15 protein-coding genes and 1 pseudogene are annotated in these 16,218 nt (G+C 64.4%); 5 read left to right on the forward strand and 11 right to left on the reverse strand.

Annotated elements, in window-relative coordinates:
• Positions 1–708, forward strand: a pseudogene (locus HYH08_RS25500) (hypothetical protein); the annotation flags it as partial.
• Here the strand turns inward: HYH08_RS25500 and HYH08_RS37525 are convergent.
• The 10 genes from HYH08_RS37525 to sdhC all read right to left on the reverse strand — a co-directional run bounded on the left by HYH08_RS37525 (position 665) and on the right by sdhC (position 10,610).
• The gene (locus HYH08_RS37525; protein ID WP_228748061.1) at positions 665–901 is read right to left on the reverse strand and encodes a hypothetical protein; all 237 of its coding nucleotides are present in this window, start codon (positions 899–901) and stop codon (positions 665–667) included. The pseudogene HYH08_RS25500 and the gene HYH08_RS37525 overlap by 44 nt on opposite strands.
• Complete coding sequence (locus HYH08_RS25505; RefSeq protein WP_220012592.1) at positions 901–1,386, reverse strand: pyridoxamine 5'-phosphate oxidase family protein; 486 nt, start codon at positions 1,384–1,386, stop codon at positions 901–903. The genes HYH08_RS37525 and HYH08_RS25505 overlap by 1 nt, the downstream gene beginning before the upstream one ends.
• A 72-nt stretch (positions 1,387–1,458) precedes the next feature.
• Positions 1,459–1,845: a VOC family protein gene (locus HYH08_RS25510; protein WP_220012593.1), complete on the reverse strand. Its 387-nt coding sequence runs from the start codon at positions 1,843–1,845 to the stop codon at positions 1,459–1,461.
• Positions 1,846–1,867: 22 nt separating this feature from the next.
• Positions 1,868–2,692, reverse strand: coding sequence for an FkbM family methyltransferase (locus HYH08_RS25515; protein ID WP_220012594.1), 825 nt, complete (start codon positions 2,690–2,692; stop codon positions 1,868–1,870).
• A gap of 92 nt (positions 2,693–2,784) precedes the next feature.
• On the reverse strand, positions 2,785–4,752 hold the full coding sequence (locus HYH08_RS25520) for an ABC transporter ATP-binding protein/permease (RefSeq protein WP_220012595.1): 1,968 nt from the start codon (positions 4,750–4,752) through the stop codon (positions 2,785–2,787).
• A gap of 53 nt (positions 4,753–4,805) precedes the next feature.
• Positions 4,806–6,947, reverse strand: a complete 2,142-nt coding sequence (locus tag HYH08_RS25525; protein ID WP_220012596.1) for an ATP-binding protein — start codon at positions 6,945–6,947, stop codon at positions 4,806–4,808.
• A gap of 196 nt (positions 6,948–7,143) precedes the next feature.
• Positions 7,144–7,926, reverse strand: a complete 783-nt coding sequence (locus HYH08_RS25530) for a succinate dehydrogenase iron-sulfur subunit (RefSeq protein ID WP_220012597.1) — start codon at positions 7,924–7,926, stop codon at positions 7,144–7,146.
• A gap of 42 nt (positions 7,927–7,968) precedes the next feature.
• On the reverse strand, positions 7,969–9,804 hold the full coding sequence (gene sdhA / locus HYH08_RS25535) for a succinate dehydrogenase flavoprotein subunit (RefSeq protein WP_220012598.1): 1,836 nt from the start codon (positions 9,802–9,804) through the stop codon (positions 7,969–7,971).
• A 3-nt stretch (positions 9,805–9,807) separates the two neighbouring features.
• On the reverse strand, positions 9,808–10,212 hold the full coding sequence (gene sdhD / locus HYH08_RS25540) for a succinate dehydrogenase, hydrophobic membrane anchor protein (RefSeq protein ID WP_220012599.1): 405 nt from the start codon (positions 10,210–10,212) through the stop codon (positions 9,808–9,810).
• Positions 10,209–10,610 carry a succinate dehydrogenase, cytochrome b556 subunit gene (sdhC, locus tag HYH08_RS25545; protein WP_220012600.1) on the reverse strand — a complete coding sequence of 134 codons (402 nt, stop codon included), beginning with the start codon at positions 10,608–10,610 and terminating at the stop codon, positions 10,209–10,211. Before sdhC ends, sdhD begins: the two co-directional genes overlap by 4 nt.
• A 488-nt stretch (positions 10,611–11,098) precedes the next feature.
• Here sdhC and HYH08_RS25550 point away from each other — a divergent pair, with 488 nt between their 5' ends.
• The gene (locus HYH08_RS25550; protein ID WP_220012601.1) at positions 11,099–11,959 is read left to right on the forward strand and encodes a sulfite exporter TauE/SafE family protein; all 861 of its coding nucleotides are present in this window, start codon (positions 11,099–11,101) and stop codon (positions 11,957–11,959) included.
• 169 nt (positions 11,960–12,128) lie between these two features.
• Here the strand turns inward: HYH08_RS25550 and HYH08_RS25555 are convergent, their stop codons facing one another.
• A complete protein-coding gene (locus tag HYH08_RS25555) occupies positions 12,129–13,658 on the reverse strand; it encodes a malonate--CoA ligase (RefSeq protein ID WP_220012602.1) in 1,530 nt (509 codons plus the stop codon).
• Between the two features lie 94 nt (positions 13,659–13,752).
• Between HYH08_RS25555 and HYH08_RS25560 the strand changes: the two genes are divergently transcribed.
• The 3 genes from HYH08_RS25560 to HYH08_RS25570 all read left to right on the forward strand — a co-directional run bounded on the left by HYH08_RS25560 (position 13,753) and on the right by HYH08_RS25570 (position 16,217).
• The gene (locus HYH08_RS25560; protein WP_220012603.1) at positions 13,753–14,514 is read left to right on the forward strand and encodes an SDR family oxidoreductase; all 762 of its coding nucleotides are present in this window, start codon (positions 13,753–13,755) and stop codon (positions 14,512–14,514) included.
• Between the two features lie 338 nt (positions 14,515–14,852).
• Complete coding sequence (locus tag HYH08_RS25565; protein WP_220012604.1) at positions 14,853–15,407, forward strand: fasciclin domain-containing protein; 555 nt, start codon at positions 14,853–14,855, stop codon at positions 15,405–15,407.
• A 180-nt stretch (positions 15,408–15,587) separates the two neighbouring features.
• The gene (locus tag HYH08_RS25570; protein ID WP_220012605.1) at positions 15,588–16,217 is read left to right on the forward strand and encodes a cytochrome b/b6 domain-containing protein; all 630 of its coding nucleotides are present in this window, start codon (positions 15,588–15,590) and stop codon (positions 16,215–16,217) included.
• The last annotated feature ends 1 nt before the right edge of the window (position 16,218 follow it).

The following is a 16,218-nucleotide window of genomic DNA, read 5'->3' on the forward strand; positions in this document are numbered from 1 at the left end:
CGAGATCTACACTCGACTAGTCGTCGGCAGCGTCAGATGTGTATAAGAGACAGGCAGGCGGCGCCGGCGGGGGTGGCGTCGGCGCATGCTGCTGCGGCGCTGCAGCCGGAGGCGGCGCGGGCGGCTTGGGAGCGGCAGGGGGTGGCGGGGGCGGCGGAGGGGCCGGACGAGCTGCAGGCGGGGGCGGAGGTGGCGGCGGCGCGGCCGGGCGCGGTGGTGCGGCTGCCGGAGGCGGCGCTGCAGGCGGATGAGGCGGTGCAGCCGCGGGCGGCGGTGCGGCCGGTCGCGCGGGCGCTGCAGGCGGCGCAGCGCCCGGCGGTCCCTTCGGCGGCTGCTTCGGTTTTCCGTCAGGGCCAGTCTCTGGCTGCGCCTGTGCGACGACGAGCGGCGAAGCGACTTGCGCATGCGATGCGGTATTGGCCAATTGCATCGCGGTCAGGGCCGTGGTCGCAAGCAGCACGAAACGAAGGTTGGTCATGGTGGTCAACTTCCCCGGAAGGTTCTTTGACGAAGTGTTTTGATGAACAGCTACGCGTTAGGCCGGATTGTGGCGGGCGAAGCGGTCGCGGCCCGATTTATTTCTGCACGCAAATCACGTCACTATGGCAACGTTCATTGCGCATTCAGACGCAGGTTGCAATCGCCTCATCGGTGATGCTTCGCCTCATCCATGATCCCGCGATGCGTCCGTTGCGGGATTCGGCGTGAGCGGTCCGTTGGGCCCGCGTGACGGAATCTCTTCAGGCATGCGGCCCGGCAACTCGTCGGGCCGCGGCGATTCGCCGGGCTCGCGGACCGGCGGTGTAATTTCAGGCTGCGGATTGCCCGGCGGGATTCCGGGCGGCGGCTCGGTCGGTGTGCCGGGTGTCGAGGGCGGAATCTCGGGCGGCTCGATCGGCATTACATCGAAACCTTGCGGTTTTCGCCGATGTCGGGGCGTGTATTCGTCACCGCCGCAGCCGCCATCTTCACATAGGAGATCACGGTCCCCGGCGAATCCCAGAACTCTGCGTCGTCAGGCGTGACCTTGAGCACGCGGATGTTGGGATCCTCCGCTGAGTCCCACCACGCCTTTGCCGGCGTTGAGAACAGCTCCTTGATCTTGGCGCGGTCGTTGGAAATCACGGCGGTGCCGGTCAGCGAAACGTATTTCTGGCTGCCGGCGTCCGCAAAAGACAGGTTGATCGAGGGATTTCGCGCGATTTCTTCGTCCTTGTGACGTCGCGCGTCGGTGAGGAAGAAAATCGTATTCGCGTCGCGATCGAGATAGGCGCTCATCGGCCGCGCGCGCAGTTTGTCACCGTCGCGCGTCACCAGCATTGCGAAGCCGATTTTCTTCATCAGATCCCAGGCATGGTCCACATCGCGAGCATTATCGTTGGCCATATCGCGCTCCTTGCTGCAAGCAACGATAACGGGCTGCGCCGAACGATGTTCCAGCCAGAAGGGGAGACCTGCCTATTCCGGCGCGTGACAGACAGCCTCGATGTTGTGGCCATCAGGATCGAGCACGAACGCGCCATAGTAGTTCGCGTGATAATGCGGACGGATTCCGGGCGCGCCGTTGTCGCGGCCGCCCGCGGCCATCGCCGCGTTGTAGAACGCATCGACCGTGGCGCGGTCCTTTGCCGCGATGGCGATATGCACCGGCTTGTTCATCGCACCTTCGGCGCCGAACCAGAAGTCCGGCTTACCATTGGCGCCGAATCCTGCGGCCGCCGCGTGGCCGGTCTGCTCCGCCGTGACCTCCATGATCAGGCTGTAGTCGAGCGGCGCCAGCGCCTTGGCATAGAACGCCTTCGCACGCTCATAGTTGGAGACGGAAAAACCCAGATGGTCGATCATCGCAAATCTCCCTTGCTCACGGTTAGCGTGACAAGAACGTATTGCTCCGCGTCTTGCGCGCAATCGCAAAACCGCGCGCGACCATGTCAGCGATACAATCCTGCTGCCATTCGTTTTGTGACAGATGCTCGATCACGACTGCGCGCGGCCACAGCGATGGCGGCGCATCGCGGAAGAAGCCGATCAGCACGCGGTCTTCAAATCCCTCGACATCGATCTTGAGTGAATCGACCTGGCCGACACCCGCTTCGTCCAGGATGCGCGTCAGCCGCAACGACGGCACCTTGATCGCCTCCGCGCTCGCGGTACCGGTCACGACATGCGTGGCGCCGAGATTGCCGCCGCCGCTTTCGATCATCAGTTCGCCATCGCCGTCACCCGCGGCGGCCTGCACCAGACGCACCTGCTTCGCTTTCGATGCGGCGTGGTTGAAGGAGAGACGTCCAAAGGTCAGCGGATGCGGCTCGATCGCGACCACCTTGCCCGAGGGGCCGACATGTCGGGCCATCACAAGTGCAAAGGTGCCGACATTGGCGCCGACATCGACGAAGGTGCCGCCTGTCGGCGTGTGCTGGCGCAGGAAGTCGAGCTCGTCGAGATTGTAATCGGGGTTGAACAGCGCGCCGCGCTCGGTGGCGCTGCCCTGGTGGTAGAGGCGGAACGAGGCGCCCTGATACTGCACGTCGAGCGGACCGCCGCGCAGCAGATTGACCAGTCGCGACATCCACGGACGGAAGGCCCCGCGCTTCAGCCCCGATTGTTGCGCAAGGCGAATGATCGCGGCTTGCGCGGCGTTCGGCGCAAACGCACCGAACGGCGCGGTGGAAAGGGCGTTGTCGGGCGTCACGCAGGCGGTCCTCGTTACAGGCGGCGCATGCATAGCCGGTTTTTGGGGGGACTCCAATCGACGGTTTTGTAGCCCGGATGGAGCGCAGAGCCTCACGCCGCCTTCTTCGACGGCGCCTTGCGCTGTCTCAAGAATCGCCCGAGCAGCCTGCGCTTGCCCTTGCGCGGGATCAGGTCGATATCGCTGACGAGCTTGGCGCCGCCCTTGCGCCGCTCCAGCACGATCTTGCGGCTGTGGAAGGCCTCGAGCTCGACCCGATGCGCGACGCTGACGATCGTCGCCTTTGGCAGCTCGTCGGTGACCATCTGCATCATCTTGTCCTGGCTCTTCTCGTCCAGCGCCGAAGTCGCTTCATCGAGCACAATGATATCGGGGTTGTGCAGCAAGAGCCGCGCGAAGGCGAGGCGCTGCTTTTCGCCGCCTGACAGCGTCTGGTCCCACGGACCCTCTTCCTCGATCTTCTCCTTGAGATGGTCGAGGCCGACCTTGTGCAGGGCCTCGCCGATCTGTTCGACATTCCAGTCGTCCTCGGCGCCGGGATAGGCGACGGCACGGCGCAGGCTGCCTGACGGCACATAAGGCCTTTGCGGCAGCATGAACAGCCGCCGGTCGGAATGGAAATTGACGCTGCCGCCACCCCACGGCCACAGCCCCGCGATGGCCCGCACCAGCGTGCTCTTGCCGGTGCCGGATTCGCCGGCGACCAAGAGGCGCTCGCCGGGCTCGATCACCACCTCGGTCTCGCCGACCACCGCTGTGCCGTCGTCGAGCGAAACGGACAGATCCTTGAGCTCCAGCATCGCCTCGTTGCTGGTCTCGCCGCGCTTGATGCGGCCGATTCCGTCGCCCCGCTCGGCGCGCTCGAGGCCGTCGAGCGACATCATCAGCGAGGCGATGCGGCGCGCGCAGGCGTTCCAGTCCGCGAGCCGCGGATAATTGTCGACCAGCCAGCCGAACGCGCTCTGCACGATGGTGAAGGCGGAGGCCGCCTGCATCACCTGTCCGAGGCTCATGCTGCCGTCGAGGAATTTCGGCGCACACAACAGCAGCGGCACGACCGGTGCAACCAGGCTCGATCCCTGCGACACCAGCGTGGTGCGCATGTGCTGGCCGGCGAGCCGCGCCCATTGCCGCAGCACGTTGGTGAAATTGCGGTCGATGCCTTCGCGCTCTTCCTGCTCGCCCCCGAGCAGCGCGATGCTTTCGCCGTTCTCGCGCACGCGCGTCAGCGTATACCGGAAATCGGCTTCCGCCTGGTTCTTGTCCTCGGAGACCTGCACGAATTGGCGGCCGATCATCAGGATCGAGCCCGAAGCGATCGCGGCGTAGAGCATCGCGGCAATCACGAGAAAGCCGGGAATGGTGATGGTCGAGCCACCGAGCGTCACGGTGAGCGCGCCGCCGATGGTCCAGAGCACGACGATGAAGGTCGCAGCCGACAGCAGCGCCGAAGTCACGCCGGCAAGGAAATCCACGGGCGAATCGGTCGCGACACGCAGATCCTCCGCGATGCGGTATTCCGGGTTCTTGTGGTCACCGCCGACGAGGTTGAGCTGGTAATAGCGCCCGTTCTTGAGCCAGCGCGTCACCACGCTGTTGGTCAGCCAGGCACGCCAGCGCCGCTGGATACCCATCCGCGCGAACACCTGCGCGACACCGAGCACGATGCTACCGATCGCGAGCGGGAAGAACATCGCGGTGAGATGGAAGACGGTGGTCGCATCGCGTTTCTCGATGGCGTCGAAGATCGCGCGATTCCAGACATTGATGCCGTACTGGAAGCCGACGGTGAGGACGATCAGCACCACGAGGCCGATCGAGAACGGCCAGGCCAGCCGGTCGCCGTTGCGGCCCCAGAAGCCGCGTGCGCTGATCCAGAACCGCGTCAGCAGATAGTCCTTGCGGGCCTGCTCGGCCTCTTCGGGCGAGAGCTCGGGATCGGGCTCGACCACCTCGGGTGGCGGCGGGGTGACCTCGTCGCCGTTCTCGCCCTTGATCTCGACGATGGGCGGCTTCTTGCCCCGATTGTCCCGCTTGCGCTTCTCGGCCGTGTTTTGCATGGCCGGACAACGCGAGGGAACTCAGGCGGTTCCCGTCGGTTCCATGCCACCCTTCACTCGGCGGCGCCGTCCCGCACCCGCCGCAGCCGCGCGGCCCTGTGCAACGCCTGCGACAGCTCCTCGATCGAATAGGGCTTTTGCACGAGATCGAAACCGAGGGGGCCCTCCTGCGCCAGCGCCTCGCTGTAACCGGTCGTCAGCACGATCGGCACGCCGATGCCGCGATCGCGGATCGCATGCGCGAGATCGAGGCCGGTCATGCCAGGCATCACCACGTCCGAGAACACGACGTCGAAACGATCGGCGTCCACGTCCAATTCGGCCAACGCATCATTGGCATTGTCGACGAGCGTGATGCTGTAGCCGAGCTCGGTGAGCCCATCGGCCGCGAAATTGGCGAGCTCGATATTGTCCTCGACCAGCAGCACCGACATGCCGCTGCCGTCCGCCGCCGCGGGGGCCGTGTTCGGCGCCAGCTGCTGCGGCAGCAGGGCCGCCGGGACGCGCGGCAGATAGAGCGAGAACGTGCTGCCCTGTCCCACCTCGCTGGTGACCGTCACCTCGCCGCCGGACTGCCGGGCGAAGCCGAACACCTGGGAGAGGCCGAGACCGGTGCCGTGACCGACCTGCTTGGTGGTGAAGAACGGCTCGAAGATGCGCTCGAGCCGCGCGGCGGGAATGCCGATTCCGGTATCACGAACCGCGATGCTGACGAAGCCGTAACTGCCCATGAGATGCGCCAGCGTGTCCGGAACGTTTGTCGCCGGTTCGACCGTGAAGGCGATCCGGCCCTTGCCCTGCATGGCATCGCGCGCATTGGTCGCCATGTTGATCAGCGCCGTCTCGAACTGGCTGGCATCGGCATTGACGAGGCAGGCCTCGCCCGGCAGCCGCATGGTGATCTCGATGGCGGGCCCGAGCAGCGTGGCGAGCATGTCGTGCAGCGACTGCACGCGCTGGCCGACGTCGAACACTTCCGGCTTCAGGGTCTGGCGCCGTGCGAAGGCGAGCAGCTGCGAGGTCAGCCTGGCGGCACGCGCGACCGCATCCGCGATCGCGGTGATGTAGCGCTGCCGCCGCTCTTCCGTCAGCTGCGGCCGATTCAACAGGTCGACCGAGGCGCGGATCACCGTGAGCAGATTGTTGAAGTCGTGCGCGACACCGCCGGTGAGCTGACCGAGCGCCTCGAGGCGCTGGCTGTGCTTGAGCGCCTCCTCGGCCTCGCGTCGCTTTGCCGCCTCGAGCTGGAGATGCTGGGTGCGCCTGAACGCGAAGGCGAGCAGCAGAAACAGCAGCGCGGTCGCGGGAATGCCGAACACAAGGTGCTGGCCCATGGTGGCGTACCAGCGCGCGCGAATCGCGGAGGTCTCGAGCCCCGCACTGATATAGATCGGATATTCGGCGACGCGCCTGTAGCCGATGCGGCGCTCGATCCCGTCCGACGGCCAGGCAATCGTCATGAGCCCCTGCGCCGGGTGCGCGGCGATCTCGCGCCCGACCGGTCCGCCCGGATCGAGCCGGAGGTCGCCGTCGCGGCGCGGGAAATGCGCCAGCAGCACGCCGTCGGCGCGGCCCATCGCGAAGAAGCTGCCGGGATCGGACCCGATCCTGGCGTAAAAGCTCTCGAAATATTCCGGCAGGACCGAGGCCTGGATCACGCCGATGAAGCTGCCGTCGTCGGTCTCGCGGCGCCGGCTGACACCGAAGAACCGCGCGCCCTGATAGGGCGCGCGCGGCGTCAGCGACGCACCGATGAAGCTTCCAATGTTCTGGTCGACATGAGCGATGAAATAATCGCGGTCGGCAAAGCTCTGTTCGGGCGGCGGCGAGGCGAGACTATTGACCAGCGACTTCCCGCTGGCATCGAAGATCCAAGCGGATTTGAGTTGCGGCAGCGCATCGCTCAGGCGCTTCAGGCGGCGGTGCAGCGCCGGCTCGCGTGCGCGGATGACATCGTCGGGAAGGCCGCGCACAACCTCGTTGATCTCGGCGAGGCTGCGGTCGATGGTCTCGAACACCTTCAGCGCGTGCTCATGCGCGACATCGAGCGTGCGCTCGATCTCGCGGTCGGCGATATCCTTGGTCGAGGTGTAGGAAATCGTGGCGGCGATGGCGAACAGCGCAATCGGCAGCGCCAGGGATGCAGCCATCATCCACTGCAACAGTCTCAGCGAGTTGCGTTGTGCGCCCTGCACGATCGCTCCGGTCCCCCGACCGGAGAGCTTACGCGAATTTCACGCTGGGAAGAAAGCGGGTTATGGCCGGAACCGGAGGTTGCGAATCCAGAGGTTCGCGCGCGGCACGGATTGAGAGAAAAATCTCCTCGAATCCGTACTGACTTTAGAATGCCCCGGCCATTCGGGCCGGAGCGTCGATGCGCGAGGGGGCGGGCTAGATCTGGCGCTCGACCATCTTGAGCTTGAGCTCGGCGATGGCTTCGGCCGGGTTCAGGCCCTTCGGGCAGGCCTTGGCGCAGTTCATGATGGTGTGGCAGCGGTAGAGGCGGAACGGATCCTCGAGATTGTCGAGCCGCTCGCCGGTAGCCTCGTCGCGGGAGTCGGAGACCCAGCGGTTGGCCTGGAGCAGTGCGGCGGGACCGAGATAGCGGTCGCTGTTCCACCAATAGCTCGGGCACGAGGTCGAGCAGCAGGCGCAGAGGATGCACTCGTAGAGACCGTCGAGCTTCTCGCGGTCCTCGTGGCTCTGCTTCCATTCCTTCTGCGGCGTCGGCGAGGTCGTCTTCAGCCACGGTTCGACCGAGGCGTACTGCGCGTAGAAATTGGTCAGGTCGGGGACGAGGTCCTTCACGACCGGCTGGTGCGGCAGCGGGTTGATCTTCACCGCGCCGTCCTTCACGTCGTGCATCGAGCGCGTGCAGGCCAGCGTGTTCTGGCCGTCGATGTTCATGGCGCAGGAGCCGCAGACGCCTTCGCGGCAGGAGCGGCGGAAGGTCAGCGAGGGATCGATGTGGTTCTTGATCCAGATCAGGCCGTCCAGCACCATCGGGCCGCAATCGTGGATATCGACGTAATAGGTGTCGACGCTCGGATTCTTGCCGTCGTCCGGATTCCAGCGATAGACGCGGAATTCGCGCGTCTCAGTCGCGCCCGGAGGCTTCGGCCAGGTCTTGCCGCCAGTGATCTTGGAGTTCTTCGGAAGTGCGAATTCAACCATTTCGATAAAGCTTTCGCTGTTCGCTCAGTACACGCGCGTCGATCAGTAAACGCGAGCTTTGGGCGGGATGTACTGCACGTCGTTGGTCATGGTGTAGTCGTGAACCGGACGATACTCGATCTTGACCTTGCCCTTGTCGTCGAGCCAGGCCAGCGTGTGCTTCATCCAGTTCTTGTCGTCGCGCTCGGAAAAATCCTCGCGCGCATGCGCGCCGCGGCTCTCGGTGCGATTAGCGGCCGAGTTCATCGTCACCACCGCCTGCGAGATCAGGTTGTCGAATTCCAGCGTCTCGACGAGGTCCGAATTCCACACCAGCGAGCGGTCGGACACCGCGATGTCGGTGATGCCGCTGTGGACCTTCGCGATCAGGTTCTGGCCTTCGCTCAACACTTCGCCGGTGCGGAACACCGCGCAATTGGTCTGCATCACGTTCTGCATGCCTTCGCGCAGCTTCGCGGTCGGCGTGGCGCCGGAGGCGTAGCGGTAATGGTCGAGACGGCCGAGCGCGAGGTCGGACGAGTTCGCGGGCAGCTCGGGCTGCTTGGCGTTCGGCGTCAGCTTCTCGGCGAGACGGAGCGCCGCGGCGCGGCCGAACACGACAAGGTCGATCAGCGAGTTGGAGCCGAGACGGTTGGCGCCGTGCACGGAGACGCAGGCGGCTTCGCCGATCGCCATCAGTCCCGGGATGATCGCGTTGTCGTCGCCGTCCTTCTTGGTCAGCACTTCGCCGTGATAGTTCGTCGGGATGCCGCCCATGTTGTAGTGCACGGTCGGCACGATCGGGATCGGCTCGCGCGTCACGTCGACATTGGCGAAGATCTTCGCGGATTCGGAGATGCCCGGCAGGCGCTCGGCGAGCACCGCGGGATCGAGATGGTCGAGATGAAGGAAGATGTGGTCCTTCTTCTTGCCGACGCCGCGGCCTTCGCGGATCTCGATGGTCATCGCGCGCGAGACGACGTCGCGCGAGGCGAGGTCCTTCGCCGACGGCGCGTAGCGCTCCATGAAGCGCTCGCCCTCGGAATTGACGAGATAGCCGCCTTCGCCGCGCGCGCCTTCGGTGACGAGACAGCCCGAACCGTAGATGCCGGTCGGATGGAACTGCACGAACTCCATGTCCTGCAGCGGCAGGCCGGCGCGCAACACCATGCCGCCGCCGTCGCCGGTGCAGGTGTGGGCCGAAGTGCAGGAGGCGTAGGCGCGGCCGTAGCCGCCGGTGGCGAGGATCACGGTCTGGGCGCGGAAGCGGTGCAGCGTGCCGTCGTCGAGCTTGAGCGCGATGACGCCGCGGCAGGTGCCCTGGTCGTCCATGATCAGGTCGATGGCGAAGAACTCGATGAAGAACTCGGCCGCGTGGCGCAGCGACTGGCCATACATCGTGTGCAGCATGGCGTGGCCGGTGCGGTCGGCGGCGGCGCAGGTGCGCTGCGCCTGGCTCTTGCCGAACTCGGTGGTCATGCCGCCGAACGGTCGCTGGTAGATCTTGCCATCCTCGGTGCGCGAGAACGGCACGCCCCAATGCTCGAGCTCGTAGACCGCGTCAGGCGCGTTGCGCACCATGTATTCGATCGCGTCCTGGTCGCCGAGCCAGTCCGACCCCTTCACGGTGTCGTACATGTGCCAGCGCCAGTCGTCCTTGTGCATGTTGCCGAGCGAGGCCGAGATGCCGCCCTGCGCCGCGACCGTGTGCGAGCGGGTCGGAAACACCTTGGTGATGCAGGCCGTCTTCAGGCCGGCTTCGCTGCAGCCGACGGTGGCGCGCAGACCCGCGCCGCCGGCGCCGACCACGACGACGTCATAGGTGTGGTCTTCGATCGGGTAGGCTTTGCCGTTGGTGGCGGGAGCGCCGTTGCCCTTGCCATTGGTCTCGTTGGCCATGGCTTACACTCCAGATGAGATCTTGATGATCGCGTAGATCGAGGCGAGCGCGACGGCGATCGAGAAGAAGTTGTTGAGCATGATCGAAACGAGCTTCAGCTTCTCGTTGTGAACGTAGTCCTCGATCACGACCTGCATGCCGATCTTCATGTGCCAGGCGCTGGCGACGATGAAGAGCATCATGATCACCGCGACCGGCAGCGAGCCGAGGATCACCTTGGCGCCGGCCTGGTTGCTGCCGAGCGTCATCATGACGACGACGATCACCGGCAGCATCAGCAGGGTCATCGCGACGGCGGTGATGCGCTGACGCCAGAAGTCCGAGGTGCCGGAATGCGCGGCGCCGAGATTGCGGACGCGGCCGAGCGGGGTGCGCATGCTGCGCCTCGGCGTATCGGTAGCGCTCATCGTACACCTCCGATCGCGTAGGCGATGATCCAGATCAGGATCGTCAGCACGATGCCGCCGATCAGGGCGGCCCAAGTCAGCGCTTCACGCTCATTGGCCTTGAAGCCGAAGCCGAGGTCCCACACGAAGTGGCGGATGCCGCTCAGCATATGGTGCATCAGCGCCCAGGTGTAGCCGAACACGATGAGCCGGCCGATGATGCTGCCGGTGAAGGCCTGCACATTGGAGTAGGCCGCGGCCGAGCCTGAAGCCGCGGCGATCAGCCACCAGGCCAGCAGCAGGGTTCCGACGTACAGGGCGATGCCGGTGGCGCGATGGACGATGGACAGCGCCATCGTCAACGTCCAACGGTAGACTTGCATGTGTGGAGAAAGCGGTCGTTCGATCCGTGCGGTCATGGGCTTTTGATGTTTATGGCGGCCCAGCAGGGGGCACGCGGGGATCGCGAGAAGTCGGCTCTATTTACGGAGTCGATTTCGCCTGCGCAATCACCAAATCGCCATAAATCGAACCAGCATTCAGCTCTAGAGCCTTGATGAACCAAGGCCAATCAGGGGCTTGGTATACCAGCGGGTCGGTCCGCCAGCAAAAGAAAGAATATTAATTCACACTTTGTCTGCCCGCTCCGGTGCATTGAAATTGCTATTGGAACGCCTCTAAACGGACTGTGTCGTCCAAACTCACCAAAGCGCCGCTCGGCCTGCCGCTGGCAGACGTCTCGGCCCGTTTCGAGCGCCCCCACGGGATATGCGTCACCTGCATTCCACCCCAGCCGGGAGGCGCAGCGTGTCGACCGGACGAATCAGATCGCCTACAGCTTGGCCCGCAGCCAATCCGAGCGGACGTCTCGGAAACGCCAGCGACCAGTCGCCGGGGCAGGTCAGAGGTGATCGCAGGTCTTGATATCAGGGAGATCGTCGAGCTCGCGCTGTTGCTGATAGCAACTGGCGCACTCTCCGGATTCTTAGCGGGCGTATTCGGCATCGGCGGCGGCGCGATCCTCGTGCCGGTCTTCTACGAATGTTTTCGCATCGCCGGTGTGCCGCTCGAAGTCCGCATGCCGCTGTGCGTCGGCACCTCGCTGGCGGTGATCATCCCGACCTCGATCCGCTCGTTCCAGGCACATTACAAGCGCGGCGCCGTCGACATGCAGATCCTCCGAGTGTGGTGGCTGCCGATCATCATCGGCGTCATCGCCGGCAGCGTGGTGGCACGCTACGCGCCGGAGCGGCTGTTCAAGATCGTGTTCGTCTGTGTCGCCTATTCGGCCGCGGTGCGGCTGATCTTCGCGCGCGAGGGCTGGAAGCTCGGAGACGATCTGCCCGAGGGTCCCTTGATGCGCGTCTACGGCTTCTGCGTCGGCATTTTATCAACGCTGATGGGCATCGGCGGCGGTCTGTTCTCGAACCTGCTGATGACCTTCTACGGCCGCCCGATCCATCAGGCGGTCGCGACATCATCGGCGCTCGCCGTGCTGATCTCGATCCCCGGCGCGCTCGGCTACATCTATGCGGGATGGCCGGCGGCTGCGACGTATCCATCGGTTGCAGCGCTGCAAATTCCATTCGCGCTGGGCTACGTCTCGCTGATCGGCGCCGTGCTGGTGATGCCGATGAGCCTCGTCACCGCGCCGCTTGGTGTGCGCGCCGCGCATGCAATGTCGAAGCGGACGCTGGAGGTCGCCTTTGGCTGCTATTTGTTTATCGTGGGCAGCCGGTTCGTGATGAGCCTGCTGGGCGGGCAGTGATAGCTCGAGGCAAAGTGCACGCCGCATATTCGGTGTCATTGCCCGCGAAGGCGGCCAATCCAGTATTCCAGAGGCGGTCGTAATTAATCGAGAAGCTGCGGCGTACTGGATGCCCCGCCTTCGCGGGGCATGACAGCGAGCGCGTGGTGTGGTCTTCGCTAAATCGCGCCTACTTCTTCGCGTAAATGTCCTTGTACGTATCGCGCAGCACGTTCTTCTGCACCTTACCCATGGTGTTGCGCGGCAGCTCGTCGACGACGAAGACGCGCTTGGGCATCTTGAACTTCGCCAGCCGTCCGTCCAGCCCCTTCAGCACAGCGGCTTCATCGATGCTCGCCCCAGGCTGGCGCACCAGCACCGCCGTTACGCCCTCGCCGAAATCGGCATGCGGCACGCCGATCACGGCGGATTCGATCACGCCGGGCATGGCATCGATCTCGCTCTCGATTTCCTTGGGGTAGACGTTGAAGCCGCCGGAGATGACGAGATCCTTGCCGCGGCCGAGGATGTGGACGTAGCCCTTCTCGTCGATCTTGCCGAGATCGCCGGTGATGAAGAAGCCGTCGGGCCGGAATTCCGATTTTGTCTTTTCCGGCATGCGCCAATAGCCCTTGAAGACGTTAGGGCCCTTGACCTCGATCATGCCGATCTCCTCGCGCGGCAGCTCCTTGCCGGTCTCCGGTTCGGTGACGCGCACGGAGACGCCGGGGAGGGGGAAGCCGACCGCGCCGGGGACGCGTTCGCCGTCATACGGATTCGACGTGTTCATGTTGGTTTCGGTCATGCCGTAGCGCTCGAGCACGGCATGGCCTGTGCGCGCCGACCATTCGCGATGGGTCTCGGCCAGCAGCGGCGCCGAGCCCGAGATGAACAAGCGCATGTGCTTCGTCGTCTCCTTCGACAGCGTCGGATTCTGCAGCAGGCGCGTGTAGAAAGTTGGTACGCCCATCAGCACCGTCGCGCGCGCCATCAGCTTGATGATCAGATCCGGATCGAGCTTCGGCAGGAAGATCATCGACGCGCGCGCGAACAGCGTGACGTTGGTCGCCACGAACAGGCCGTGGGTGTGATAGATCGGCAGTGCGTGGATCAGCACGTCCTTGTCGGTGAAGCACCAGTAGTCGACCAGCGAGAGCGAGTTCGAGGCAAGATTGTCGTGGCTCAGCATCGCGCCCTTGGAGCGACCGGTGGTGCCGGAAGTGTAGAGGATCGCGGCGAGATCGTCGTTGGCGCGCGAGACGGTCGCGAATTCTGAGCTCGCCTTGTTGGCGGCGTCCGTCAGCGAGCCCTTGCCGTCGGGCCCGAGTGTCTCGACCTTGGCCTTCACCTTGGCGGCGATCGGGGCAAGGCCCTCGGCTTTGGAGGGATCGCAGACCACCAGCGCCGGCTCGGCATCGCCGATGAAGTAGTCGAGCTCGTTCAGCGTATAGGCCGTGTTGAGCGGAAGATAGACCGCACCGGCCCGGACCGTGCCGAGATACAGCACGATGTTCGCCACCGACTTCTCCACTTGCACCGCAACACGGTCGCCGGGCTTCACGCCGCGCGCGACCAGCACGTTCGCCATCTGGCCTGCCCGCGCGATCAGATCGCCATAGCTGATATGGGCGCCGTCATGGGTCTCGATCGCGAGCCGCTTGGGGTCGTCCAGGCCGTCGAACAGGCGGGAAAACAGATTGGCGTTGGCAGCTTGGTTCATGCAAGATTTCCTCGACCGCAAGGCAACAAGGCCGGTCAAAACCGAGGGCTGGATTAGCAAAAACCGCCCCAATGAAGCAACGGAGACAGTTGGCATGACCAAAAACGGGAAACGCGTGGCCTGGGTCACGGGCGGCGGCAGCGGGATCGGGGAGGCCGGCGCCGAGGCGTTAGCGGCCGACGGCTGGACGGTAGTGGTCTCAGGCCGGCGCAAGGACGCCCTGGAGACCGTGGTCGCCAAGATCACCAAGGCCGGCGGGACGGCCGAGGCGATCGTGCTGGATGTCTCCAACGCCGCTGAAGCCCAGAAGGCGGCCGATCACATCGTCGCAAAGCATGGCCGCATCGACCTGCTGGTGAACAATGCCGGCATCAACGTCCCCAAGCGGAGCTGGAAAGACATGGAACTGGAGGGCTGGGACAGACTGGTCCAGGTCAATCTGAACGGCGTGCTCTATTGCATGCGCGCGGTTCTGCCGACGATGCGCAAGCAGCAGGACGGCTCGATCATCAACGTCTCGTCCTGGGCCGGCCGCCATGTGTCGAAGATGCCGGGCCCGGCCTACACCACCACCAAACATGCGGTGCTGGCGCTGACCCATTCATTCAACATGGACGAATGCGTCAATGGCCTGCGCGCCTGCTGCCTGATGCCGGGCGAGGTCGCGACGCCGATCCTCAAACTGCGACCGGTGGTACCGAGCGAAGAAGAGCAGGCGAAGATGCTGCAATCGGAAGATCTCGGCCGCACCATCGCTTTCATCGCGTCGATGCCACCGCGCGTCTGCATCAACGAGATCCTGATCAGCCCGACGCATAATCGCGGATTTATTCAAACTCCGAACAACAGGGATTGAATCGGGCACACTGCCGCAACACGCGCGCTTCCGTAGGGTGGGCAAAGGCGCGAAGCACCGTGCCCACGATCTCTCTCGATCGCGAAGAGTGCGTGGGCACGCTTCGCTTTGCCCACCCTACGGCACCGTTTGCTTGGCTCGCCCTCGCAGCTCACACGAAATGCCCATCCCATAGTTTCACCCATCACAAAGAATTTTTCCTCGAAACCGCCCCGCAAACCCTCCCGTAGTTCGGTCCAACGACGCGCTGCTGCTCACGTCAAACTGTCGCAGACGCCGTTGTTGCCCCAACGCAAGCACCGGCCAGTGCCGGTCACCATTCAATCGGGAGACTTTCCATGTCGAAGCGTATTGCCTATCTCGCTGCCGCCGCCTTCAGCGCCCTCACCATCACCGCGACCGTCGTCGCACCTGTCCGCGCCGAGGAGAAGACCGTCATGGTCGGCGGCGCCGCGATGTTCCCGTCGAAGAACATCGTCCAGAACGCGGTCAACTCGAAGGATCACACCACGCTGGTCGCCGCGGTGAAGGCCGCGGGCCTCGTGCCGACACTGGAAAGCAAGGGCCCATTCACGGTGTTCGCGCCGACCAACGCCGCCTTCGGCAAGCTCCCGGCCGGCACCGTCGACAATCTGGTCAAGCCCGAGAACAAGGCGACGCTGACCAAGATCCTCACCTACCATGTCGTGCCCGGCAAGCTCGAAGCGTCCGACCTCAAGGATGGCCAGAAGCTGAAGACCGCCGAGGGCGAGGAGCTCACCGTCAAGAAGTCCGGCAGCTCCGTCATGATCGTCGACGCCAAGGGCGGCTCCGCGACCGTCACGATCTCCAACGTCAACCAGTCCAACGGTGTGATCCATGTGGTCGATACCGTGCTGATGCCGGCGTCGTAACACCGCGCCTCCCTGTTTCATCCCCGACAGGGTGCGACGAAACGGCGAGCCGGGGCCACCCGGCTCGCTTTTTTGTGACCACGATAGCCCTTAGGCATCGATTCGATGGCCGGCGGGGCGTAACGAAAGCGGAAGCATGGGCGTATAATTGCTGCCATACGACGTTCAGGACGGAACAGCATGTCGAGCCTCAGAGTCACCGACGAGCAGGTCAGCACCACTCCGGCCAAGGTGATCCAGCCGGCCTGGGTCCGCATCATGCACTGGATCAACGCACTGGCCATGATCCTGATGATCCTGTCGGGCTGGCAGATCTACAACGCCTCGCCGCTGTTCGGCTTCAGTTTTCCGCGCGACTATACGCTTGGTGGCTGGCTCGGTGGCGGGCTGCTCTGGCACTTTGCGGCGATGTGGCTGCTGATGGTCAACGGCCTCGCCTATCTCGTCACCGGTTTCGCTACTGGCCGCTTCCGCAAAAAGCTGCTGCCGATCACTGCCTCGGGCGTGCTCCATGACGTCCGGGCGGCGCTGACCTTCAAGCTCGGCCATGACGACCTCACCGTCTACAATTACGTGCAGCGTCTGCTCTATGCCGGCATCATCCTGGTCGGCGTGCTGATCGTGCTGTCGGGCCTCGGCATGTGGAAGCCGGTGCAGCTCTATTATCTGGTGATGCTGTTCGGCGATTATCCGACTGCGCGTTACGTGCACTTCTTCTGCATGGCCGCGATCTGCGCCTTCCTCGTCATTCATGTTCTGCTCGCGTTGCTGGTGCCGAAGAGCCTGCGCGCGATGATCATCGGCCGATAGG

Source organism: Bradyrhizobium sp. BR 10289, from assembly GCF_019455385.1.
Classification (GTDB): Bacteria; Pseudomonadota; Alphaproteobacteria; order Rhizobiales; family Xanthobacteraceae; genus Bradyrhizobium.